The sequence below is a fragment of the Candidatus Villigracilis sp. genome (genome assembly GCF_057083605.1).
The window spans coordinates 1-21,651 of the sequence record NZ_JBXMTI010000130.1 but is presented as its reverse complement, the minus strand read 5'-3'; the positions used below and the strand labels follow the sequence as shown (position 1 = coordinate 21,651).

The 21,651-nt window shown below is 48.8% G+C and carries 20 protein-coding genes and 1 pseudogene; 7 read left to right on the top strand and 14 right to left on the bottom strand.

Annotated features, from left to right (window positions below):
* Nucleotides 1-101 precede the first annotated feature (101 nt).
* Nucleotides 102-2,969 (top strand): M20 family metallopeptidase, encoded by a 2,868-nt coding sequence (locus AC14M5_RS19395; protein WP_484031362.1) that lies wholly within the window; start codon nucleotides 102-104, stop codon nucleotides 2,967-2,969.
* A 44-nt stretch (nucleotides 2,970-3,013) separates the two neighbouring features.
* Here the strand turns inward: AC14M5_RS19395 and AC14M5_RS19390 are convergent, their stop codons facing one another.
* From AC14M5_RS19390 to AC14M5_RS19330, 13 genes are all read right to left on the bottom strand, one after another.
* Nucleotides 3,014-3,544: a GNAT family N-acetyltransferase gene (locus AC14M5_RS19390; RefSeq protein ID WP_484031361.1), complete on the bottom strand. Its 531-nt coding sequence runs from the start codon at nucleotides 3,542-3,544 to the stop codon at nucleotides 3,014-3,016.
* A gap of 36 nt (nucleotides 3,545-3,580) precedes the next feature.
* Nucleotides 3,581-6,361: an adenylate/guanylate cyclase domain-containing protein gene (locus tag AC14M5_RS19385; protein ID WP_484031360.1), complete on the bottom strand. Its 2,781-nt coding sequence runs from the start codon at nucleotides 6,359-6,361 to the stop codon at nucleotides 3,581-3,583.
* A gap of 51 nt (nucleotides 6,362-6,412) precedes the next feature.
* A complete protein-coding gene (locus tag AC14M5_RS19380) occupies nucleotides 6,413-6,667 on the bottom strand; it encodes a Smr/MutS family protein (protein WP_484031359.1) in 255 nt (84 codons plus the stop codon).
* Nucleotides 6,667-7,293 carry a histidine phosphatase family protein gene (locus tag AC14M5_RS19375; RefSeq protein WP_484031358.1) on the bottom strand — a complete coding sequence of 209 codons (627 nt, stop codon included), beginning with the start codon at nucleotides 7,291-7,293 and terminating at the stop codon, nucleotides 6,667-6,669. Before AC14M5_RS19375 ends, AC14M5_RS19380 begins: the two co-directional genes overlap by 1 nt.
* Nucleotides 7,293-8,702, bottom strand: a complete 1,410-nt coding sequence (locus AC14M5_RS19370; RefSeq protein ID WP_484031357.1) for an AAA family ATPase — start codon at nucleotides 8,700-8,702, stop codon at nucleotides 7,293-7,295. The genes AC14M5_RS19375 and AC14M5_RS19370 overlap by 1 nt, the downstream gene beginning before the upstream one ends.
* 39 nt (nucleotides 8,703-8,741) lie before the next feature.
* Entirely contained in the window at nucleotides 8,742-9,140 is a 399-nt protein-coding gene (locus AC14M5_RS19365) for an STAS domain-containing protein (protein WP_484031356.1), read from the bottom strand.
* Nucleotides 9,141-9,457: 317 nt separating this feature from the next.
* Nucleotides 9,458-10,351, bottom strand: coding sequence for a DMT family transporter (locus AC14M5_RS19360; protein ID WP_484031355.1), 894 nt, complete (start codon nucleotides 10,349-10,351; stop codon nucleotides 9,458-9,460).
* A gap of 37 nt (nucleotides 10,352-10,388) precedes the next feature.
* The gene (locus tag AC14M5_RS19355) at nucleotides 10,389-11,132 is read right to left on the bottom strand and encodes an HAD family hydrolase (protein ID WP_484031354.1); all 744 of its coding nucleotides are present in this window, start codon (nucleotides 11,130-11,132) and stop codon (nucleotides 10,389-10,391) included.
* A gap of 66 nt (nucleotides 11,133-11,198) precedes the next feature.
* The gene (locus AC14M5_RS19350; RefSeq protein ID WP_484031353.1) at nucleotides 11,199-11,975 is read right to left on the bottom strand and encodes a CoA-transferase subunit beta; all 777 of its coding nucleotides are present in this window, start codon (nucleotides 11,973-11,975) and stop codon (nucleotides 11,199-11,201) included.
* A 111-nt stretch (nucleotides 11,976-12,086) separates the two neighbouring features.
* Nucleotides 12,087-12,965, bottom strand: a complete 879-nt coding sequence (locus AC14M5_RS19345; protein WP_484031352.1) for an alpha/beta fold hydrolase — start codon at nucleotides 12,963-12,965, stop codon at nucleotides 12,087-12,089.
* 28 nt (nucleotides 12,966-12,993) lie between these two features.
* A complete protein-coding gene (locus AC14M5_RS19340; RefSeq protein ID WP_484031351.1) occupies nucleotides 12,994-13,896 on the bottom strand; it encodes a CoA transferase subunit A in 903 nt (300 codons plus the stop codon).
* A gap of 1 nt (nucleotide 13,897) precedes the next feature.
* The gene (locus AC14M5_RS19335) at nucleotides 13,898-14,164 is read right to left on the bottom strand and encodes a hypothetical protein (RefSeq protein ID WP_484031350.1); all 267 of its coding nucleotides are present in this window, start codon (nucleotides 14,162-14,164) and stop codon (nucleotides 13,898-13,900) included.
* Between the two features lie 135 nt (nucleotides 14,165-14,299).
* Entirely contained in the window at nucleotides 14,300-15,874 is a 1,575-nt protein-coding gene (locus AC14M5_RS19330; protein WP_484031349.1) for an aldehyde dehydrogenase family protein, read from the bottom strand.
* 335 nt (nucleotides 15,875-16,209) lie between these two features.
* On the opposite strand from AC14M5_RS19330, the gene AC14M5_RS19325 reads away from it, so the two are divergent.
* The 3 genes and pseudogenes from AC14M5_RS19325 to AC14M5_RS19315 all read left to right on the top strand — a co-directional run bounded on the left by AC14M5_RS19325 (nucleotide 16,210) and on the right by AC14M5_RS19315 (nucleotide 17,908).
* Nucleotides 16,210-16,506, top strand: a complete 297-nt coding sequence (locus tag AC14M5_RS19325; RefSeq protein WP_484031348.1) for a hypothetical protein — start codon at nucleotides 16,210-16,212, stop codon at nucleotides 16,504-16,506.
* Nucleotides 16,507-16,518: 12 nt separating this feature from the next.
* Nucleotides 16,519-16,746, top strand: a pseudogene (locus AC14M5_RS19320) (YbbN family protein); the annotation flags it as partial.
* Between the two features lie 67 nt (nucleotides 16,747-16,813).
* Nucleotides 16,814-17,908: a hypothetical protein gene (locus AC14M5_RS19315; RefSeq protein WP_484031347.1), complete on the top strand. Its 1,095-nt coding sequence runs from the start codon at nucleotides 16,814-16,816 to the stop codon at nucleotides 17,906-17,908.
* Nucleotides 17,909-17,967: 59 nt separating this feature from the next.
* Here the strand turns inward: AC14M5_RS19315 and AC14M5_RS19310 are convergent, their stop codons facing one another.
* A complete protein-coding gene (locus AC14M5_RS19310) occupies nucleotides 17,968-19,332 on the bottom strand; it encodes an MFS transporter (RefSeq protein WP_484031346.1) in 1,365 nt (454 codons plus the stop codon).
* Nucleotides 19,333-19,447: 115 nt separating this feature from the next.
* On the opposite strand from AC14M5_RS19310, the gene AC14M5_RS19305 reads away from it, so the two are divergent.
* The 3 genes from AC14M5_RS19305 to AC14M5_RS19295 all read left to right on the top strand — a co-directional run.
* Nucleotides 19,448-20,416, top strand: coding sequence for a hypothetical protein (locus AC14M5_RS19305; protein WP_484031345.1), 969 nt, complete (start codon nucleotides 19,448-19,450; stop codon nucleotides 20,414-20,416).
* Nucleotides 20,409-21,230: a hypothetical protein gene (locus AC14M5_RS19300; protein WP_484031344.1), complete on the top strand. Its 822-nt coding sequence runs from the start codon at nucleotides 20,409-20,411 to the stop codon at nucleotides 21,228-21,230. Before AC14M5_RS19305 ends, AC14M5_RS19300 begins: the two co-directional genes overlap by 8 nt.
* A 184-nt stretch (nucleotides 21,231-21,414) precedes the next feature.
* Nucleotides 21,415-21,651 (top strand): signal recognition particle receptor subunit alpha (locus AC14M5_RS19295; RefSeq protein ID WP_484031343.1); only part of this gene is annotated, 237 nt, incomplete at its 3' end.

The window sequence follows — 21,651 nt, the reverse complement described above, 5'->3', positions numbered from 1 at the left end:
CGCGAAGAGAAAGCCCAAGAAAAAATCTTAGCGACCTTCGTGCTCTTCGCGGTTTATTGCTCTTATCCCCGTTCATCTCTGTTCATCATGGTTGAAAACTTATGCCATCACAAAAATTTCCTGAAAAATATCATCTCGCTGTAGAACAAGCCGCCAAGGAAAAACCGCAAGGCGGACTCAACGGCTTCGAGCAGGAATGGAATCTTCTTGATGAAGAACTGCGCCCCTTGCTCACTGTGGGTGCGGGGCCCAGCCAGCAATCTTTTGTAGATTACCTGCGCGCTGAATGCATTCCACCCTGGCAGGCGCAATTCAGTCAGCTTGAAGTCTTTCACTGGATGATCGAGTGGGCCACGCGCCCGTATTACACTCCGCGCGGAACGATCTACGAAGCGCGCCTCATGGAAGCTTCGCTCATCAATGCGCTTCATCGCGCGGGTGTTAACTTTGGCGAGCGTCTGCATCACTGGCACGGCAATCTTTTATTCCTCACCGATATCGGTCACGATTCCTTGCCTGGAAATTGGAGCATTGCCAAGCGCCGTTATCTTGAAAAATGTATCGATCTCTACGGCGATACACTTGCGACTGCGGGCATTCACAGCAATCTCTCTTTGCCTGATCCGCTCTTCTCGTGGGACTTTATGCACCTCCCCTCAAATGAACGCGGCGACAAGCATCTCGATGATTTCAAATCAGAATTCTATATCACCGCAACGCGACTCTTGCGCGCCTTCGCGTCACTCTTTATCGCCGCTGCTGCGTCCACGCCGATGCAGGCTCAGGTCAAGGATGGACGTGCGGTTGTCGTCCTCACCGAGCATGATTCGATTCGCAATCTAACTTTTCCGAATCCGCGCGAACTTGATCTTCCCGACCTGTATCGTTCATACAATGATTATCTTCAAAATTCTTATGACCTCGTGCGCCGCGGCGTCCGTTTTGGAAATAACAATTGGACTCCCGTGCGTGCGCGCTCGTTTGCCGAACCTGTTGAGCGATTGATCTCCACCACAAGCGATGAATTAACGGCTCTTTACACCCGTGGCCTGTTTGCTGTGGGTCAGGCGACTCCTCCCGATGAGATGGCTCAACAAATCGAAAAGCAGAATCTTATGGCGCGAATTAATTTGCCGATGGGACGTGTCGAAGTCCGCGTGGATGATGGCGGGCACAGCCTCGATATTGACATCGCAAACCTGACCCTCAAACATCTTTTGCTTCTGCGTATCTATTCTGATCCACAATTCGCACGCGGCTTCCGATATGATCGCGAAGATATCACACGTGCCCGTACCAATGAAAACCTCGCCGCGAAATTCAGTATGCGGGCCGAGATAGAAAACCCATTGACAGGTAAACCGATTGCCATGCGCGAATTCCTCAAGTGGACTCTCAATGAAGTCAAGCCTCTCGCCGAAGCATTGAACGTATGGAATGATTTGACTCCGCTTGTTGAAATATCTGAAGGCGGACGTAACACAGCCGAGAAAATGCGCACTCGTTTACAAAATGAATTGGGCGACAACAAAGAAGTGCCTTTTGATGTTTTGAAAGAATTACATTTTGAACGTGAGACCCAAGTCAAAGGTGATGTGGAACGCATTGCATCTGAATACACTTCGCTTGGCGATGATGCCTCCAAGATCGCTGAGTATCTCCAGCGCGGACGCGATGCCGCGCGTCAAACTCCGCAAGCGCCCATGCAATTCCGTCCGCGTGCGCAGGCTGTGGTTGAAATTTCGTATCCTGATAAAACGAGTGAAATCCTCGACCTCGCTCAACAATTGATCCGCATTCCCTCTGTAACGGCTTCTCCAAACGAACGCCTCGACGAAGTCCATCGCGCAGGCTCATTGATCGATGATTATTTGCGAAACGCTGGGCTTGAAGTTAAATTCTTTGACGGAAAATACCCCGCCATTTACGCTGCCTTCCCAATTACCAATTCCCAATTACCAATCTCTAATCTCCAATCTCCTATTCTGTTAACGGGTCATTTCGATGTTGTCGAACCTGAATCCGACGACTCGCAATTCATCCCACGCATCGAAGGTGATTATCTCTGGGGACGCGGCGCGGCAGACATGAAGACTGTCGTTGCAACGTATTTAGTCTGGATGAAAGATATGATGTCCGCTCGTAAGGGTGCAGCGCCGCTGCGTCCCTATCCCAATATTGCTTTGTTGTTAGTCGGCAACGAAGAGAATGGCGAAGCCGAAGCATGGGGCACGCCGCATGTATTAAAAGCCCTCGCTGAGACTTCCGAAGACACCAAAGACTTCGGAAGTCTGAAACCAGCGCTATTCATTGCAGGCGAGCGGACAGGCGAAAAGGGAGATGAACTATTTGGTGAAATCTGCGTGGAAAATCGCGGCGTGATGCGCTTTGATGTGATTGCACATGGCGCAAAAGGTCACTCGGGAGTTGCAGGCACAGGTGATTTGAGTGAAAGACTGATCAATGCCCGCGCAGACTTGAATGAAATCTTTGCAAAACATCTTACGTTGAAGTCATCTGATGGGTGGCAATCGCAAGCAAAATTCCCATTCATCAATGTCGGCACGCCTGGCGTGTATAACATCACCGCAGCGGAGGGGATTCTCGGTGTTGAGATTCGTCCCATTCCACAGGATGATGTCGAAGGTCTAAGGTCGAAGGTTGAGGCGTATTGTGCAGCAAGCGAACTTGAAGTTCGCTTTACGGTGATGGAAAACGGCGTGGCATGCGACACGAACAACCCAGCGTTGAAAGCGCTGATCAAAGCGGTCAAACAGGCTTCGGGCGGAGTAGGAGCGAGGATCGGAAAGAAACTCCCTGGTACCAGCGCAAGATTCGCTCCAGGTGGTCAGGCTGTCGTATGGGGTCAGTCCGGCATTGGCCCTCATGCAAAGGATGAGCGGCATTACATTCCAAGTATCGAGCCTTATTACAAATCGCTGAATGAACTAGCAAAGTTGTGGAAATAAATCGTGGTCACGCTTGCGAAGTCCCCGCAAGGAGGAAGTGTGACTTACTTGTTTATAGAATAAATCAGCGTTGGATAATTGTCTCCGTCAATTCCATCCACTTTTCTTTCAAGCGTCATTCCGGTTCGTTCAGCAACTCTTTGAGATGCGATATTCTCAGGATCAATAAGGCAGATCAGGCGCGCTAGATGCAATTTTTGAAAACCATATTCGAGGATGCCTTGCGCGGCTTCGGTTGCCAACCCCTGATGCCAAAATGACTTATCGAGCAAGTAGGCGATTTCGACTTCCAATTTGCCGTCAATTTCCCATGGCAGCAAGCCACAGCGGCCAATGAATTTTCCCGTTTCCTTGTGAATGGTTGCCCACAATCCCAATTCGGGGTGGCGCGGATGCCCATTCATATGCCATTCCAGCTCTTCTTTTGTATCTTCATAATTCAAAACGCCTTCGGGAAAATACTGCCGAATTTCGAGGTCGCTATACAACGCGAATAGTTCATCCAAGTCATCCATGATAAGACGCCTGAGAAGTAACCTTTTTGTTTCGAGGATGAAAGTATGTGGTTCAGTCATTGATGAAATTCCTTTGTGAATTCTAAAATGGTGGGGCTAATTTAAAGCAAACTCTATTGCTTGTTCCATCGTCATGATATGACCCTTTGACCATGCCGAATCAAATTGATTCTCAGCCATCTTCTCACTCAGGCTTGTCAGTTGCTCCTCAAAATAGAGCTGCTCGTCAGGCGTCATAGGTGTATTGTGTTTTTCGCGGAACACATTTGCAGCAGCGAACAATTGCACAGCGCGTTCGTCTTGATTCTTTTCGAGGGCAATAAACCCGAAACATTCCAATTGGTGAGAAACTGCGCCGAGTTGTGCGATATCGCGGAAGGCCATGATGGTCTCGCGGTAATATTCTAGTGCACGAGCAAGGTTACCCTGCCGACGTTCCAGATGTGCGAGGTTGCTCTTTTCAACGATAACATTGAACCTGGCTCCTATTTCCTCATAGATCCTAACAGACTCTTCAAAGTATTTGCGAGCTTCATTATGGTCACCTCTGTGTATTGCAATGGTGGCCATTATCTCGAATGCCTGGGCCTCTTGCGAGCGGAGACCAGCTTCTCTTGCCAGGCGGAGCGACTCTTCTATATAGTGCTGCGACAGGTCGAGATCATGATGAAGATCAAGCATCACGCGCGCCCACATGTTCAACGACCGACAGATTGCATAAACATCTCCCTCGGCGCGGGCGATTGTGTAGCTTTCCTGTAGCGCTGCTTCGGCCTGTTCGCGTTCACCCAAAAATTCAAGTGGATAGGCAAGCACGACCAGGGCAAACGCCAATCCTCGTCGATCCTCGCTCCTGCGGTATAGAGCCACGCTTTCTTCAGCCACACGCTTCGCATTTGCGTTATCTCCCAATGAAAGGTACAACCTCGTAAGTCCGCGCAGGGCTTTGGCACGTGCAAGCAGCCGTTGCTCTGTGGTTACATCTTTTGGAACTGGAATTTTCTCGACCTGCTCCAATGCTTTTTGCGTCCAGCGAAAGCCTTCAGCAGAATATCCACCTGCTGTCCAAAAGAGGTTGGCAGCCCCGGCGATGCGTAGTGCTTTGTCAGGGTTTCTACTCAATCCCCACTCCAGCGCCGCACGTAGATTATCAAGCTCTTCCGTCATGCGATTCTGCCAGACCTGCTGATCCGCACCTTTAAGATTTTCATCTACCAGTTCGGCAAACCCCACAAAAAAATCAAGATGACGTTCTCTGACTGCTTCCACTTCGTCGGTCTCAAAAAATTTTTCACGCGAGTATTGACGAATGGTCTCCAAACGGTGATATCGAATCTCATCCATGGATTCTTCAGTGAAAACGAGGGATTTATCCACTAATCTGGTGAGCAAATTCAGGATGTCAAACCCGCCTCTTTCTTCGCCGCAAACTGACTCTGCTGCTTCTAGAGTCCACCCGCCGACAAAAACCGCCAGCCTGCGAAACAGAGTCTGCTCCTCTTCTGAAAGCAGGCTGTAGCTCCAGTCAATCATGGCTCGGAGGGTCTGTTGACGCGGCAATGCAGTACGCGAACCGCCCGTCAACAAGCGGAAGCGGTCATCGAGCCGCGCTGCGATTTGTTCGGGAGATAAGGCTTTCACGCGCGAAGCGGCCAACTCGATCGCCAGGGGAATGCCGTCTAAACGGTAGCAGATCATCGCGATGGACGAGGCGTTGTCTTTGGTCAACGTAAAGCCTGCTTTGGCAGTTGCCGCACGTTCGATGAAGAGTCGAATCGAATCCACCTTTTCCAGTTGGTGCAATGAAGGTAATTGTTCAGGATTGGGTGTGCCTAAAGATGGCACGTGGTAGGCGGCTTCGCCGGCGATGCCCAACGCCTCGCGGCTGGTCGCAAGGATGCGCAATTTGGGGCAGGCCTGCAAGAGCGACTCGCTGATCTGTGCACAGGCTTCAATGAGATGCTCACAGTTATCAAGCACGAGCAGGAGGGTTTTTGCGCGCAGATAATCGATCAGTACTTCCAATGGGCTGCGATGCCTGTCTTCTCGCAATCTGAAAATGGAATGCAATGTCTGTGGCACGAGGGCGGGATCGTTGATGGATGCAAGTTCCGCAAGCCATACACCGTCTGAAAATTGATTCAAACATTGCACACCCACTTGCAAACTAAGGCGCGATTTGCCAGCCCCGCCCGAACCTGTGAGGGTGACGATTCGATTTGCTGCAATCAGGTTTTTTATTTCATCCATCTCTTTTTCACGGCCCACGAAAGACGTGAGCTGGGAAGGAAGATTATGGCTGAATAATTCAAGTGTGTTAAGTGTTGGGAACTCTGAGGGCAGGTCTGGAACCGATAATTGATAGAGATGTACTATACGCAGAACATCCTTCAACCGCTGCCCACCCATATCTACAAGTTGCGCCTGCTCTGGTAATTTATCTGTGATTAAATCAAATGTGCTTTGCGAAAGCAGAATTTGCCCGCCATGCCCGGCAGACATGATGCGCTGGGTTACTGCCAATGTGGTATAGCCTGAATAATGAACCCCTTTTGCGTCGCTTTCCAAATGCGCCAGGCCTGTATGTATCCCCATTCGTACCCTGATCGGCGCAGGTGACCATGCCTCGTTATACAATAAGCGTTGTGCATCCAACGCGGCATTCAAGGCGTCGCTGGCATCGTGAAATGAGGCAGAAAAAGAATCGCCAGCGATCTGTATCACAAAACCGTTATGTGCTTGAATCGCCTGATTCAGAATTTCGTTGTGCCGTGCGAGCAGGGCAGGCATGGCATTGGGCTGCTCTTGTGCGAGTTTGGTGCTTCCTTCGATGTCAGTAAATAAAAATGTAACTATGCCTGAGGGGAGGTTATTCATATGCAATTACCGATAAGAACACTACCTGCTTAATAAAGTCGTTTATTTTTCTTAAAACTTGAAGTGAATGAATATCCTTCCGAAGTTCTTATCATCCTTCTCCACGCGATGATAAAGTTTTTTGATATGGCTTTGATTTAAGAATCTCAAAACTTTCTTCTTGAGCTGTCCGCTGCCTTTGCCTGGGATGATCTCAACCAGGTTGATCTTCTTATCAATCGCCTCTTCCACAATGCGGTTTAACTCGGTGTCAATTTTATCGCCGCGGTTGTAAATTTCATGCAAATCAAGTTTCAGCTTTGCCATTATTTTTTCCTGGATAGAAAATCAAATGGCGGGCGCTGGTTTAACTTGAGCAAATTTGCTCCCATTTCGCCGACGTGCAATGCAGTGAGGGAACCAGTGTCGCAACTCAGCCTTTGAAAATGATCAAGCGGCATACCGAGGAAATGCGATACAGCGAGTTTTATCGGGTCTGCATGAAAGACGACCATAATAATATCCTGTCGCTTTTTATAGGTTTGTACTATACGCTCAAGGACATTTGTAATTCGTAACTGTGTTTCAGGAAAAGACTCTCCATCGGGGAATCGAAATCTCGAGGGCGCATGTTGTACGATCTTCCAGACTTTAGTGAGTCCCAAAACTCTCCAGGAACGTCCCTGCCATTTGCCGATGTTGGTGTCCATCAAGTCGGGTTCTTGAATGATCTTCAGCTTATGTAATACCGCAATCGGATTTGCAGTCTCCATCGCCCTTTCAAGCGGACTCGAATAAATGGCTTTGATCGGTACTTCCTTCAACGCCTCTGCCAACGCCTGCGCCTGCTTCTGCCCCTTTTCGTTAAGATGTACGCCGGGAATTCGTCCTGCCATTTTCCCAGACTTGACAAATTCATTTTCGCCGTGACGGATCAATAATAAGATGGGCATTATTTTATTTTTCTCTTCATTTCTTTTATTTCTTCTTCGCTCATATCAGGGATGTCTTCCCTGCGTTCGATGTTCAATGCTTTACGTTGAGCTTCACGCCACATCTCAAGCCGCGCAGTGACTTGTGACTCATATCCCTCTTGTGTTGGAGAGTAAAAATATGTTCCGAGTAGTCGCTTCGGTAAATATTGCTGTGGCGCAAAATGACCTTCGCTATCATGTGGATAAACATAATCTTTACCATGTCCCATCGCTTCGGCATCGCGGTTTCCGTCTTGTAAGTGTCGCGGCACAGAGACTTGGCCTTCATCTTCGATCTTCTTCATGGCTTTGAAGTATGCGCCCGCGCTATTGGATTTTGGAGCAGTAGCGAGATACAGCGTAGCTTCGACGATGGGATAGATCCCTTCTGGTAGGCCAATGAATTCAAAAGCCTGCATTGCAGAGGATGCGACAACGAGTCCCATGGGGTCAGCGAGGCCGATATCTTCGCCAGCCAGAATGATTAATCGGCGGATGATGAATTTAGGGTCTTCACCCGCGTATATCATTTTGGCGAGCCAGTATAAAGCCGCGTCAGGGTCCGATCCGCGGACGGATTTGATAAACGCAGAAATCGTGTCGTAATGTGCGTCACCGTCTTTATCGTATAAAACGGCGCGGCGTTGGATGGATTCCTGTGCGACATCCAGGGTGATATGAATGACGCCGTTAACATCAGGAGACGTTGATTCCACTGCAAGCTCAATGGCATTTAGTGCGTTTCGTGCGTCGCCTGAGGAGACTTCAATTAAGTGGGAGCGGGCCTCACGGTCAAGCTTGATGCGTTTGTTTCCATAGCCGCGAACTTTGTCTGCCAGGGCGCGATCAATCAGAATACCTGTCTCCTCTTGATTTAGATTCCTTAATTGAAAAACACGTGATCGCGAAATTAATGCTTTGATGACTTCAAAATATGGATTCTCTGTTGTTGCGCCAATGAGGGTAAAGGTGCCGTTTTCAACATGTGGGAGAAGCGCATCCTGCTGGGCTTTGTTCCAACGATGGACTTCATCCACAAAAAGGATGGTGCGCATGTTGTGAAGCCTGCGTCGTTCGAGCGCTTCATCGATCACCACGCGCAAGTCAGCCTTGCCCGCCAAAATGGCAGAGATGGTAACGAAGTGACTCTGGGTGGTATTGGCGATGACTTGAGCGAGAGTGGTCTTGCCCGTACCTGGAGGCCCCCACAAGATGATGGACGAAAATAATCGGTCGGCTTCGATGGCACGGCGCAGAAGTTTGCCTTCACCCACGATGTGTTCCTGCCCGATGTATTCATCCAATGTTCGTGGACGCATGCGAGCCGCAAGCGGCGCTTCGCTTTTCATGCGTTCCTGCATGGCGTGGTCAAAGAGATCTTGAGACATATTGAGATTATAGCAGGAAGGATTTTTTATTTGGAAGAATTAGAAGGATTTGACCGCGCTTGCGATGTTTTCATGTATTTCAATGTAGGTTTCGAATCCACTTAGTTCAAATATTTCTTTAATGTGTGGAGAAAGGTTGGTCACTTTGATGTATGGAGATTTATACATGCCCGCGCTCATTTTTCTGCGAAGTTCATCGTCGTTTACATCTTTATGCAAAGAACGTAACTTATTAAAGATGTTATGGATTGAACGCAGTCCCGCGCTGCTGATAAATGAGACATTTGCAAAGTCTATTAGCAAGTACAGCGCGCCGTTGTCGATGACTTCCTCGGCTTTTGCTTGAAAAGCCTGATGCGTGGCGGAGTCGATACTTCCTTTTACGCGCATCACGCTTATCGGAACGCGCGCCTGTTCAGTTGTAATGTTGATTTCCATGGGCTCCTCGGATGAATTTAATTTGTACACGGACACTTCGACAGGCTCAGTACAAGTTTATCGGAAAACACGGAAAAGAGTTTTTTTGCTACGGTTTTTTCCGTGACTGTACTGCAAAAAGGCCAATTTACCGCGAAGCGCGCAAAGGTCGCGAGGAATCTTAAAGGGTGTTCGCGCAAAAGCTCAAATTTTCGAGAAGCCTTAAGAATTCCTTATGTACTTCCCTGGCACCGTGCGGCTTAAGCCGTACCAAGGCAGGTGTGTGCCCTTCGTGTTAAGAAGAGTTTTTTCAGAAGACTCATCCGTGTCCAAAAGAGTTAAGCATTCGGTGTTTCCTGCTGGCTCTGCCGGTGAGATTGGTTCACAATATAAATACCTGCCAGGGCAATTCCGCCGCCGATCCATTGAATGGTCGTGGGAATTTCACCCAGTAGCGGAATCGCCAAAACAGCAGTCAGAATGGGTTGCCCGATCAGTGTGGGCGCAACAATGGATGCGGGTAAATGCCCAAGTGCATAGGTAATGGCAAGATAGCCGATCATTTGCGACACAATTGCAGTAGCAAAGAAAATGACCCACGTTTGCGCCGAATACCCGGTAAAGGAATTTCCCAGCACGATATTCATAATTAACATTCCGATGGTTGCGCTGACTCCCACCAGCCAGGTATATCGAAAGGGGTCAACGTGTATGCGTCCGCGCTGGGTGATGAGTTGGTAGGATGCATAAAAGATGGCGGCTGTGCTTGCCATTAAGTCACCCAAGCCGAGCGTGGGATGAAGCAGAAAGTCAGAACCCATCACAAGTGCGGCGCCTGTCAGAGCCAGTAATAGCCCAGCCCAAAATATGCCTTTTAATTTTTCACGAAATATCAGGAGTGCGGCCAATGCAACCCATAATGGCGCAGTATTGCCGAGCAAGGTGGCGTTGGCTGCTGTTGTATATTTCAGTGACGAATTCCAAAATGCAAAATCGAAGGCAGTGAATAGACCTGCTATCAATGGAAACAACAAATATTTACGGTCAATAGGCGCAAGTTGTTTTTGTTGTTTGAGGAAAAATGGGGTGAGTAAAAATGTGGAGATCAGCAGGCGGTAGAAGCCGGTCATGGGCCCGGGTGCATCTGCCCAGCGCACGAACATGGCGGAAAGACTCAGCGCGATAATGCCTATCGCGAGGGCGATGTATGAAAATAATCGGTTTTGGGTCATGCAGGGATTTTACCCTGACATTGATGCAGATCAACTGTCAGAGGCGGATGATGGAGATTCTTTCAAGGGTGGGTAAAAGCTCATTGAGGTTGCGCAGGCTGAAGTCGGGTTTGAAGCGACGCATGTCCTCATCCTTGAATTGCGCGCGGCGCGTGATCCAGATCGTTTGCATCCCCAAATTTTTCGCGCCATAAATATCCGCCTCAAGGCTGTCGCCGATCATCACAGCTTCATTGGGTGAGATGTTCCATTGTGCCAGTGCGATCTCAAATGCGCGCGGATGCGGCTTGCGATAAAAACATTTGGCGGAGGTGAGCACAAAATCAAAGTATGAACGAATGCCAAAATTTTCGATGAGTTCCTGCACATCTTTGTCATCGCCTGCGTTGGAAAAAATGCCAAGCTTATAATTTTGAGATCTTAATTTTTGAAGGTTGGCGACTGTATCATTTTCAAGCTGCCAGTTGGTTTGTGTGACGGAGTACATCGCATCCAACGCGGACCTGAGAACTGGTTCAGCGACTTCGGCATACCCCAACTCTTTGAGCAGTTCACGTAAAACGAAGTGATAGGTGGTTTCCTGAAAATCCTTATCGCGTTGTTCGTAATATTCATGCAGGCGCGCTCGAAAGATATTCAATTCAAGCTTGATATTGTGTTCAAGTAATTTTTCGCCAAGCGCCTGATCGGCACGTTGCAGGATTGGAGACCAATCTTTGCTGGCATACATCAAGGTGCCGCCCAGATCAAAAAGAATATGGCGAATGGGAATGGCGTTCATCAGTTTTGGTATACCCCGCCTGCCGTTCTGCGTAAAGGGGAAGTTTGTGGGATGCCAATGTGAATGTCAGGCGGCACTTTTAAGATAGATTCCAGTAGGGTCGAGTTCTTCGCGCAAAATTTTCAATTCTTTTTTTGTAACAAGCTCGGTGACCTTCACCTGCGTTGCGACTTTCAAATCCCAACCTGTGTTGGCTTTGGCTTCTTCAGCGGTCTTCCCGGGATGTAAAGCAGTGAGGATCATCTCACCTGTTTCATCAGGTTCCATCATGCCAATGTCGGTCACCACGCCAACCATACCTCTGCCTCGCAAGCCTGCATTTTCACGATCACCTTTGCCGCCAATGGCCCCAGCGGAGGTCATGAACTCCACTTTTTCAGGGAAGCGGCGCTTTTGATGCGGGGTCATGATGTAGCAGCGATTTGCCCAGGCTGCAATTTCCTGCGAACCACCCGAACCCGGCAAGCGGACTTTGGGATGATCGTATCCGCCAATTACAGTGGCGTTGATGTTCCCATACTTGTCAATTTGTGCGCCGCCCATGAAGCCCACATCCACGTTGCCACGCTGTAGATAGTTGGCGAAGATATCATACATACTCACCACTGAAAGCGCACCGCTGACGAGGGTCGGGTCACCGATGGAGAGGGGTAGGCGTTCAGGTTCCGCGCCGATCACACCTGCTTCATAGATCATCACCAGGTTTGGTGCGTGTGTTCGCTTCGCAAGGTTACAGGCCAAATTAGGCTGCCCCACGCCGACGAAAACCACGTCACCATCTTTGAGTAGGCGCGCGGCGTTGACAATCATCAACTCGGCGGAGGAATATTTTATTTCGGGCATGAGGTCTCCTTGTAAGAGACCTGACAGGTCTTATCTTGTTTATTGCATTCACAAAAGACTGTATGAAAATAGAACTCGATTAATCAATCTATTGAGGAGACCTGTCAGGTCTTATGAAGTATACAAAAAATCATTGATGATTTCAGCCACTTCCCGTGGATGTTCCAGCGGCAGAATGTGTGTGGCGTTTTGCATGGTTTCAATTTGTATTTTTGGATTTTTCTTTCTTACAAGCTTTTCCGCTTTTTTCAAAAATGTATCGGTCTCTGCACCACGGATGATGAGCGTTGGCACTTCGAGTCTGGGAAGTTTGCGCCAGAGATCGAAATCGCGAAGCCCGGTCAGATAGATATGGGTCTCCCATTCGGGAGTGTAAACCAGTTCATAGCCGCCATCTGCTTTTGGTTTGGTGATCCCTTCGATATAAATATGCAGGCTTTCATCGCTCATGTACCTGAATATTGACTTTGTGCGATAGCTTTGAAATACCGTTTCGATATCATCGAATGACCTGCGCCTTTTTTGTGCGGCGGGAATGAGGGGGTGGAGTCTGTGCCCTAACCCTATCATCCGAATGAAGTTCCACATCACTAAAAATGGCGGCACAAAAAGCACAGGGTCTAGCAGGATGATGGCGCGAAATTTCTTTGGGTCGCGCATTGCCGCGCGCAGGGTGACAATGCCTCCGATGGAATGACCGACTCCGATCACGGGGTCATCCTTCGACTGTGCCCCTTCGGAGCTCCGCTCAGAACGAAAATCATAGTCCGAGAGGAACCTAAGCAGGTCATCTGACAACGGATGCCAGTCATCCAAATCATCCATGCTGGCTTCATCCCATAACGGGCGGAGTTTCATCCCGAAGACGTGATATTGTTTTTGTAAATGTTCAAAGAGTGGTTTATAACATTCAGGCGGGTAGCCGTTGGCGTGAAGAAAATGGAGCGGTACGCCATTACCGCCATAATCAAATTGTGGAATGTTTTTCACGTGTCTACTTGTTTACCTGGTTACTTTATTAATAACTTCCATAATTGATCTTTTCGCTATATCGCGCTTTTACTTTTAAACGCTTCTGAGCTTTCTCGCCGAGTTTCTTCCAATAGGCGTTGCGGTCTTTTACGCCATAGACCCATTCGTTCAGATATTTTTTCACGTTTTCCTGCGACTCGCTAATCTTATCCCATGCAAGATAGAACTCATTGTCACGGTCATAATATCCCTGTGAATAGGATGGGTGACTTGCGAATGGAACATGACACACAGCGCTGACGACAATCCCAGGGATCATCGTTCGGTTCGGGTCGGACCTGATCACTGATTCGTCTACGATTTCTTCTGCTGTCAGGATGACTTTTTTTGAGGCGAAGGCGGCTTCCTTTTGTTCGCCGATGATACCCCACAAGTGAGCGTTGCCGTTCTTATCCGCCCGCTGCACGTGGACAATTGCTACATCAGGATTCAAGGCAGGCACAACGATTACATCCTTGCCGCCGTATGGGTCAGGAATACGTTTGATGAGCGGATTGACTTGTTCAAGACTCGTCGCCCCTGTTTGATTCATCGGCAGGAAGGGCAAGCCAGATGCGCCCGCTTGCAAACGAGTGATCATACCGAAGTGGGAATATTCCTCCCACTCCAATTCGCCCTTTTCAATCGCAGAGCGGACGATACGAAGCGACCCGACGCCGGGATTCCCCATATAGGAAAAGATGACCTTTTTCGCACAGCCTGCTGCCACCATTTGGTCATAGATCAAATCGGGAGTGGCGCGTGCCAGCGTGAGATTCTTTTTGCCCTGACGGATGATCTCATGTCCCGCCGCAAAGGGGATGAGATGGGTAAACCCCGCCGCGTAAACGATATCGCCGTCATTTACAAATTCTGAAATTGCTTTCTTTAGTGTAATGAGTTTGGACATATTATTTTTTTTCTTTGGATTTTCCAGCTTTTTTGTTTCTTGAGTTCTCACGCCATTTTCTTACGTATGAAAATCGTCCCGCAGGCGGGGGCGGCGCTTTTTTACGGCGGAAGGCCCAGCCGATGAAAATCAACAGCATGGCTACGAAGAGGTAGTCAAAATCCACCTTGTCAGCGATATCCGACATCACAAAGAGGATGAAGGCTGCTCCACCCATGATTATAAAGAATGTTCCCACACGAACGATTAAGGGATCGTCATTTTCCATGACTTTATTTTACCTGTGGGGAGTGGACGAGTAAACAAGGAAAGAAGTAAACACGGAAAGAAGTAAACAGGTACAAACGAAACACGTAGACAGGGCACTTGTATGTTCGCCTGTCTACGTGTCTACCTGTCTACTTTACTTAATCAGCGTGCGTATCTGTTCGTGCATGTAAAGCGGGAGGTAATAGTGACCGCCTGCATTCTTGCCGCTTGAGCCTGAACCCTTCCATCCGCCAAAGGGTTGGAAGCCAGGCCATGCACCGGTGGTTGCGCCTTGCGGACGATTCGCATAGGTCACGCCTGCTTCAATTTTATCGAAGAACCATTCGGTTTCTTCGCTGGAGCCATAGAAGCCGGCGGTCAGGCCATAGTTCACGTCATTGGCGATCTTCATGGCTTCATCGAGATTCTTAACCTTGCCAATCGTGGCAATGGGCAGGAACATCTCATGTTTCCATAAACGATGCTCGTAAGGCAGGTCGGTGACAAAGGTGGATTCACAGTAGTAACCCTTATCGAACATGCCGCCGCTTTTCACATTGCCGCCAGTCAGGAATTTGCCGCCGCCCTGGTTGATCTCTTCGGTGAAGTTCTTGAAATCATTGTAGGACGATTGATTGACCACGGGGCCATTGTATGTATTTTTCTCTGTGGGGTCACCGATGACAAGTTTGTCAGTGGTATCTTTCAGGCGGGCAACCAGGTCATTGTAAATAGAATCCTCTACCAGCACGCGAGAAGCGGCAGAGCATTTCTGCCCCTGCAAGCCAAATGCCGAGCGGACAATCCCAATGGTGGCGCGTTCCAAATCCGCATTCTTGGAAACGATGACAGGATTCTTTCCGCCGAGTTCCAAAATGGTTGGGCGCACGTAATTGCGCTTGCCGAAATCCTGGAACATCTTCATGCCCACATCGAAGGAGCCTGTGAAGGTTAGGCCATCCACTTCGTGGCTATCCACGAGAGCCTGCCCAAGTGTGGAGCCGGGGCCCGTAACGAAATTAACGACGCCATCAGGAAGTCCCGCATCGCGGAAGCAATCCACCAGCAAGCGTACGATCCATGCGGTATCAGTGGCAGGCTTGATCACAAGGGTATTACCGGTAACCAGCGCTGCGCCTGAAGGCCCACCTGTCAATGCATGTGGGAAGTTGAAAGGAGAAACCACCAGCCACACACCATAAGGTCGAAGCACAGAAACATTCTTTGCTTCATATCCTACGAGCGGGTCTTTGCCCATCTCAACGATGTAACCATCGTTCTTTTCCATTTGATAGCAGGAATAATAAATAAGGTCGGCTGTCTCCTGCACGTCGCCCAAAGACTCCATGCGATTCTTGCCGACCTCAAGTGCCATTGCCGCGCCGAGATCAAAAATGCGCTCTTCAATTAATGATGCGGCTTTGCGAAGCAATTCCACGCGCTTCTGCCAGGGAGTATGGCTCCACATGGGGAATGCCGCGCGCGCCGCTGCCAACGCTTCCTGTGCGTGCTTGGCATTGCCTTTCTGCATCTTTGCCAGCACCCAATCGGTGTTGACGGGGGAGTGGTCGTCGAACTTCTCATCGGCTTTTACTTCCTTGCCGTTGATCAACATGCCATATTCCTGCCCCATATTTTTCTTGAGTTTTTCAACCGCTTTATCGAAGCCGGTGTGCAACTCGTCGGGCGGGTTGAACATGGTTGCATAAGTGAGTTTAAAATCTGCCATTGCAGTACCTCCAATTAGTTGAATAGTTGAGTAGTTTTGTAGTTGGGTAGTTAGACCACAAACCGAAAAGCCACTTAACTATCAAACTAACTAACTACCTAACTAAACTTAGTATAGCGTAGGATTTCACAACCGTCAAAGTAAAGCGACTGTTTTTCGATATGACGTATTTCCCGCTTAGAAATTGTTTGAAACGTAGAGGCACAGCACGTTGATTTAAGATTTCGACCATAAAGCGTTTCGCTGTGCCCCTACAAATCCGTTAGTGTTTCATGAGATTTTGTAAGACGGAGTGAAAGCGGGCTATCATAACTATTATGAACAGGAGAATATTGATGAAACCCCGCCTCTTTTTGTGGACACTGAGCCTGGTCGCTGTACTAGCGGCCTCTGCCTGCGCCTCAGCCGAAACCAGCGTCCCCGCCGCCTTGCCGACAGTGGAGTCTGTCCCTGCCACCGCCGCACCAGTTGACCCCACCTCCGCACCCCCAGCGACTCTTGCGCCCACGCAAACTGTAAGTGTTCAAGTTGCCCCCACTTCACGTGGACCTACCCTCGAAGCTACAGATCCAACTACCGTTGTTTTGGCTTCTGGTCAATTGCAACTGGTGGAATTCTTCCGCTTCACCTGAGGCACCTGCCGATCCATGGCGCCCATGGTTCATGGGCTCGAAGCAGAGTATTATGGCAAAGTCAAGTTTTCCTATCTTGATGCAGACGACCCCCGTACCGACATTTTCCAACAGACCCTCGGCTTTTATTACCAGCCCGAGTTCTACTTCCTGAACGGAGACGGAGGTTTGATCGAGAAACTTATCGGCTATGCCTCGGAAGATGAATTTAGAAGTTTGTTTGATGCAAATTTGCAGTAACAACAAGAACAACCTGCCCCAAACGGCAGGTTGTTGATTTAACGGAAGCTACTATATAATTTCGTCCATGGATTCCTTCCTTCACATCTTCGTTTTTATTTTAGGGCTGGTGATTGCATCTACTACAGTTTTTTCAGCTGTCTCAACATTTGTATTGCCGCGCAGTGCTCGCAGCCAGCTCAACCGGTTGGTTTTCGGGGTAATGCGTCACATTTTTGAATTTCTCATGCGATTTACCAGGTCTTACAAACAACGCGATGCGATCATGGCCTATTATGGGCCATTCTCATTGATGCTCCTGCTGCCAGTCTGGTATGTTCTGATTTCCATCGGATACTCTTTGATGTACTGGGCATTAGGCGCTGGCGATTATTTTTTCGATTTTCGATTAAGCGGATCATCCTTGCTTACGCTGGGGTTTGCAAACCCTGAGGGATATTTTGTAACCGCCCTGGCCTTTTCTGAAGCCATGCTGGGACTCATCATGGTGGCCCTGTTGATCGCATATTTGCCAACCATGTATTCTGCTTTTTCGCGCCGTGAACAAGCTGTCAACATGCTTGAAATACGTGCCGGCAATCCGCCGAATCCATTTGATATGCTGTCGCGCTTTCATCGCATTCATGGATTGGATCAACTCGCCGAGCTTTGGCGAAATTGGGAGACCTGGTTTGCCGATGTCGAAGAAAGCCATACCACTTTGCCTGCCATTGTCTTTTTTCGTTCCCCACGCGCCGAGAATTCGTGGGTTACATCAGCAGGCGCAGTGTTGGATACTGCTGCAATTACCTTATCTTCCATTGATATTCCCACTGAAATGTCTGCTGCTTTGTGTATTCGAGCGGGCTATATCGCTCTAACACGTATTGCAGATTATTTTGATATTACCCGTCCTCAAAACCCAACGTTTCCAGCTACACCCATCAGTGTCACTCGTGAAGAATATGATGAATTGATCCGCAAATTGGAGCAGGCGGGGCTGCCGATCAAACCAGACCGTGAAAAAGCATGGATAGATTTCGCAGGCTGGCGGGTTAACTATGACCGCGTATTGCTGGTTTTATGTGCTTTGGTGATGGCTCCGCAAGCGCCCTGGTCCAGTGACCGTGCGCCGAAATTTAAAATGCCGCCTTTATTCTTGAAGAAGAAAAGGAAGAATTAAATGAAAAAAACAGCGCAGATAACTTGTCTGCGCTGTTTTTATTTACGTTAGAAATTATGTTACTGATTTCCGTTGTATTTCTTAGCGTCAGTGATGGCCTTGTTTACATTCACAAAGGGCAACAGGATCAAGCCCATAATGAAGAAGAAGATCAACGAAAGAATGGCATAGCGCAAATTCCCGAACATCTGGTTTGCAAGGCCAAATACCAATGGCCCAATCCATGAAGTTCCGCGTTCACTGATCTCGTAGAATGAGAAGAACTCCGCTTCTTTGCCATTGGGGATCATCTGCGCAAACAGACTGCGGCTGATAGCCTGCGAACCACCCATCACCATAGCAATGAAAATGCCGAGGATAAAGAACTCCAAGGTCGCATTCTCGCCCTTTAGTCCACCGTAGGCATAGATCACCACAGCGGACCAGATCACCAAGCTGACAACCACTGATTGCTTTGCGCCAATCCAGCCTGCAAGCCTGCCCCAGAACAAGGCCCCAAAGAAAGCTACGAATTGGATCATCAATATAACGGCGATTAAGGTCTGTTGTTCAAGTTCCAGCCCACCCTGAATCAGAGGCGCGGCGGCAAAGGTTGAAGCGACAGCAATGACAGTCTGAATTCCATCGTTATATAAAAAGTAAGCGAGCAGGAATTTCAAGGTCTCGGGAAAATGCTTCACTTCGCTAAAGGTCTTGCGCAGTTGTTTGAAGCCAATACTTACATAGGTATCCCCGGCAGGGAGTTGACGAGCTGCATGACGTGGGCGCAGCCTCTTCCATGTGAGAAAAGAAAACCCAAGCCACCAAATGCCTGCTGATGCTAGGTTGATGCGGACAGCTAACTCGCCCGGCACACCAAGGTCTTCGCTAAAGGTAAAGAAGGCCAGGTTTAGTGCCAGCAAAACACCACCGCCCAAATATCCCATCGCCCAGCCGTAGGATGAGACCCGGTCCCTTTCATCTTCACTGGCAATATCGGGCAGGTAGGCATTGTAAAAAACGATGGCCGCACCAAAAGCGAGGTTGGCAACAATAAACAGCAGGCCGCCCAGCCACCATAATCCCCCGGTGACGAGGAACATCAGGATCGTTGCAACCGCGCCAATGGTCGCAAAGATCTGCATCATGCGTTTTCTCAGGTGCGAATAATCCGCAATTGCACCAAGGATCGGCAGAAACAAAACCTGCATTCCCACGGAGAATGAAATGCAGTAGGGCAGGAATGAATCAGGCGCAACAGGGATTCCAAAAAATGAAACTGTGGCTGTCCCCGCTGCTTCTGCCGCACTACGCGCCAGAGAGGCCACATACGGCCCAAGAAAAACCGTTCCAATTGTGGTGCTAAAGGCCGAGTTCGCCCAATCGTACATTGCCCATCCGAAAATCTCTTTTCTATCATTTACCATTGGCTTCTCAGTTGTCATAACTCCTCCGTGACATTTGAACAGGATGAAAGCAAGAACACAGGCCAGTATAAGTAGTTTCGGTATCATTGTAAAGAAACTGTATGTTGTCGCTATATTCAGGAAGTGCTATCATATGGCGAACATGGCAACAATTTACAATATAGTCTATCCCGACGAACTAAAAATACCAGTAACAGGAATTCAAACGTTGATCGACTCTTGCCGCGAACGCCAGCGGACGGGGCTGATCAGGCTGGCGTATTCTTCTGATGAACATCTTTATCTGTTTTTCAAACGCGGGAAAGCCCTAACCTATTCGTTGGTCAATTCGGGGAATGAACGGGCACTTACACAGGAGCAGTGGTACGAAAAAATGAATTCTCGGGGAGATGTGTATTCAAAATTCATCTCGCTCACTCCTTTTGGAGTGTTTTTGTCCAGATTATTATTACAGGCGCAGGGCGCAAAAACCGAAGTGTTTTCCAAACCAAAACAATTAACCGAATATTTTGAACTTAAGACCAGAGAAAAAGAACCTTCCCTCGTTCATGTGAATTGGCAACATGCCGCCGGCGTTGTATTCTTCCCAGGCAATCGTGGTACCCCGCACTCTGTTTATGTTTCGCAAGGCTCCGTTCTTGACGAACCGAGAATTACTAAGACCGCGCATGAATTGAACGGATCGCAGTGCTCCGTCTCCACCTTCTCCCCGGACTCTTCTGTGGATGCCTGGCAGGAATATGGCCTGCGGCGTCTCTTTGCAGATGTTTCCGGGCCCATGCTTGAGCGGTTTGAGGCACTGACCGGGCGGGCCCTGGTGGAATCACTAATGCGCCTGATGACCGTTTTTGCCTCAGAACAAAACCTCGATATTGCAATATCATCCCGTAAGTTAGTAGATAGGGAGGTCTTCACCTCACCACAATCCGCCGCGCAAAATTACAGACTGTATTTGAACGAAATGTTTGGGCATTGTTCTGTAGTGATCGGCCCGCGTTTGCTTGCATCTACTTTGCGGGAAATCGTCAGAAAGCTGACCCAATACGAACAGGGAATGATACGAACTTACGGTCTTTTGCCGGGAGGATATTTTTATGAATAACACACCCTACGATTCCAAAAAAACAGGGCCATTCCCTGTGCTTACTTTCTCTTATACAATCTCTCTGCTATTGTTGGCCGGCTACGTTATTTTTTATCAATACGCCCCGCTCGAAGGGCCATTCAATAATCTTGTACTCAACTCCATCACATCCATTGCGGCACTTGCAGGTGCCGGCATCGCTACCGCCATATTCCTACATTACCATGAGGATGACTCTCCGCGCAAAATATGGAAGAACATCATGCTTGCTGGTTGGTCATGGTTTTTTGGCGAAGTGGCCTGGCAGATATATGCCTTCATTTTTGAGGAAGTTCCCAATCCCAGCATTGCCGATATTGGCTGGGTCATTGGTTTCGTGTTTTTCACCTTCGCCCTATATCATCAATACTTGCTCATCAGCCCTGCGCGAAAAGACAGTATTCGCACCTACGCCATTGGCTTATGGCTGGTAGTGTTGCTTATTCCGGTTATCATACTCATCCTGCTTAATTCGTTCAGCATCCCATCTTATATTGACCTATATTATCCCCTGGCCGATCTCACTGTCGGCCTGGCAGGGCTTGCACTCGTGTTTGTTTTTAGAGGCGGCGCGCTGATGCGTCCCTGGTTTGGTCTGATGGTTTTTGGCGTATCAGACCTGCTCTATGCCTGGGCTGATAAAGCAGGCCTCTATGCGTGGTCTGTTGAAAACAGTAACACCCTCACACTTTTTATAGATTCAACCTACCTTGCCGCATATTTGATCCTTGCAATTGGATTTTTAGGGCAGTGGATATTGATCACTCGCGGCCTGCGTGGAAATAGCGATTAATCCCCGCTTCTTTCTTGACCCTCAACCTGCTACGCGCTAAAATGCTCCTCCTACACTGAAAAGGAATCTACTAACATGTCGTTGCGAGGGCGCTCTTGTTCTTCGTCCGAAGCAATCTCGCAATCAAATCTGGGATTGCTTCGTCGGGAAGAGCACCCTCCTCGCAATGACATAAAATAATCCCATGTTTGAAACCCTCACTGGACGACTCAACCAAGTCTTTGACCAACTCCGCCGCCGCGGCAAACTCTCCGAAGCGGACGTGGATGCCGCCATGCGTGAAGTGCGCCTTGCGCTGCTCGAAGCCGATGTGCATTTCAGCGTTGTAAAAACATTCATCGCCAAAGTGCGCGAACGTGCTGTCGGCGCGGAAGTATCGAAGGCGTTAAACCCCGGTCAACAAATTATCAAGATCGTAAAT

Coding starts and splice junctions, on each gene's coding strand:
- AC14M5_RS19395 (WP_484031362.1), top strand. CDS start 102: ATGCCATCACAAAAATTTCCTGAAAAATATCATCTCGCTGTAGAACAA.
- AC14M5_RS19390 (WP_484031361.1), bottom strand. CDS start 3,544: ATGACTGAACCACATACTTTCATCCTCGAAACAAAAAGGTTACTTCTC.
- AC14M5_RS19385 (WP_484031360.1), bottom strand. CDS start 6,361: ATGAATAACCTCCCCTCAGGCATAGTTACATTTTTATTTACTGACATC.
- AC14M5_RS19380 (WP_484031359.1), bottom strand. CDS start 6,667: ATGGCAAAGCTGAAACTTGATTTGCATGAAATTTACAACCGCGGCGAT.
- AC14M5_RS19375 (WP_484031358.1), bottom strand. CDS start 7,293: ATGCCCATCTTATTATTGATCCGTCACGGCGAAAATGAATTTGTCAAG.
- AC14M5_RS19370 (WP_484031357.1), bottom strand. CDS start 8,702: ATGTCTCAAGATCTCTTTGACCACGCCATGCAGGAACGCATGAAAAGC.
- AC14M5_RS19365 (WP_484031356.1), bottom strand. CDS start 9,140: ATGGAAATCAACATTACAACTGAACAGGCGCGCGTTCCGATAAGCGTG.
- AC14M5_RS19360 (WP_484031355.1), bottom strand. CDS start 10,351: ATGACCCAAAACCGATTATTTTCATACATCGCCCTCGCGATAGGCATT.
- AC14M5_RS19355 (WP_484031354.1), bottom strand. CDS start 11,132: ATGAACGCCATTCCCATTCGCCATATTCTTTTTGATCTGGGCGGCACC.
- AC14M5_RS19350 (WP_484031353.1), bottom strand. CDS start 11,975: ATGCCCGAAATAAAATATTCCTCCGCCGAGTTGATGATTGTCAACGCC.
- AC14M5_RS19340 (WP_484031351.1), bottom strand. CDS start 13,896: ATGTCCAAACTCATTACACTAAAGAAAGCAATTTCAGAATTTGTAAAT.
- AC14M5_RS19335 (WP_484031350.1), bottom strand. CDS start 14,164: ATGGAAAATGACGATCCCTTAATCGTTCGTGTGGGAACATTCTTTATA.
- AC14M5_RS19330 (WP_484031349.1), bottom strand. CDS start 15,874: ATGGCAGATTTTAAACTCACTTATGCAACCATGTTCAACCCGCCCGAC.
- AC14M5_RS19325 (WP_484031348.1), top strand. CDS start 16,210: ATGAAACCCCGCCTCTTTTTGTGGACACTGAGCCTGGTCGCTGTACTA.
- AC14M5_RS19315 (WP_484031347.1), top strand. CDS start 16,814: ATGGATTCCTTCCTTCACATCTTCGTTTTTATTTTAGGGCTGGTGATT.
- AC14M5_RS19310 (WP_484031346.1), bottom strand. CDS start 19,332: ATGACAACTGAGAAGCCAATGGTAAATGATAGAAAAGAGATTTTCGGA.
- AC14M5_RS19305 (WP_484031345.1), top strand. CDS start 19,448: ATGGCGAACATGGCAACAATTTACAATATAGTCTATCCCGACGAACTA.
- AC14M5_RS19300 (WP_484031344.1), top strand. CDS start 20,409: ATGAATAACACACCCTACGATTCCAAAAAAACAGGGCCATTCCCTGTG.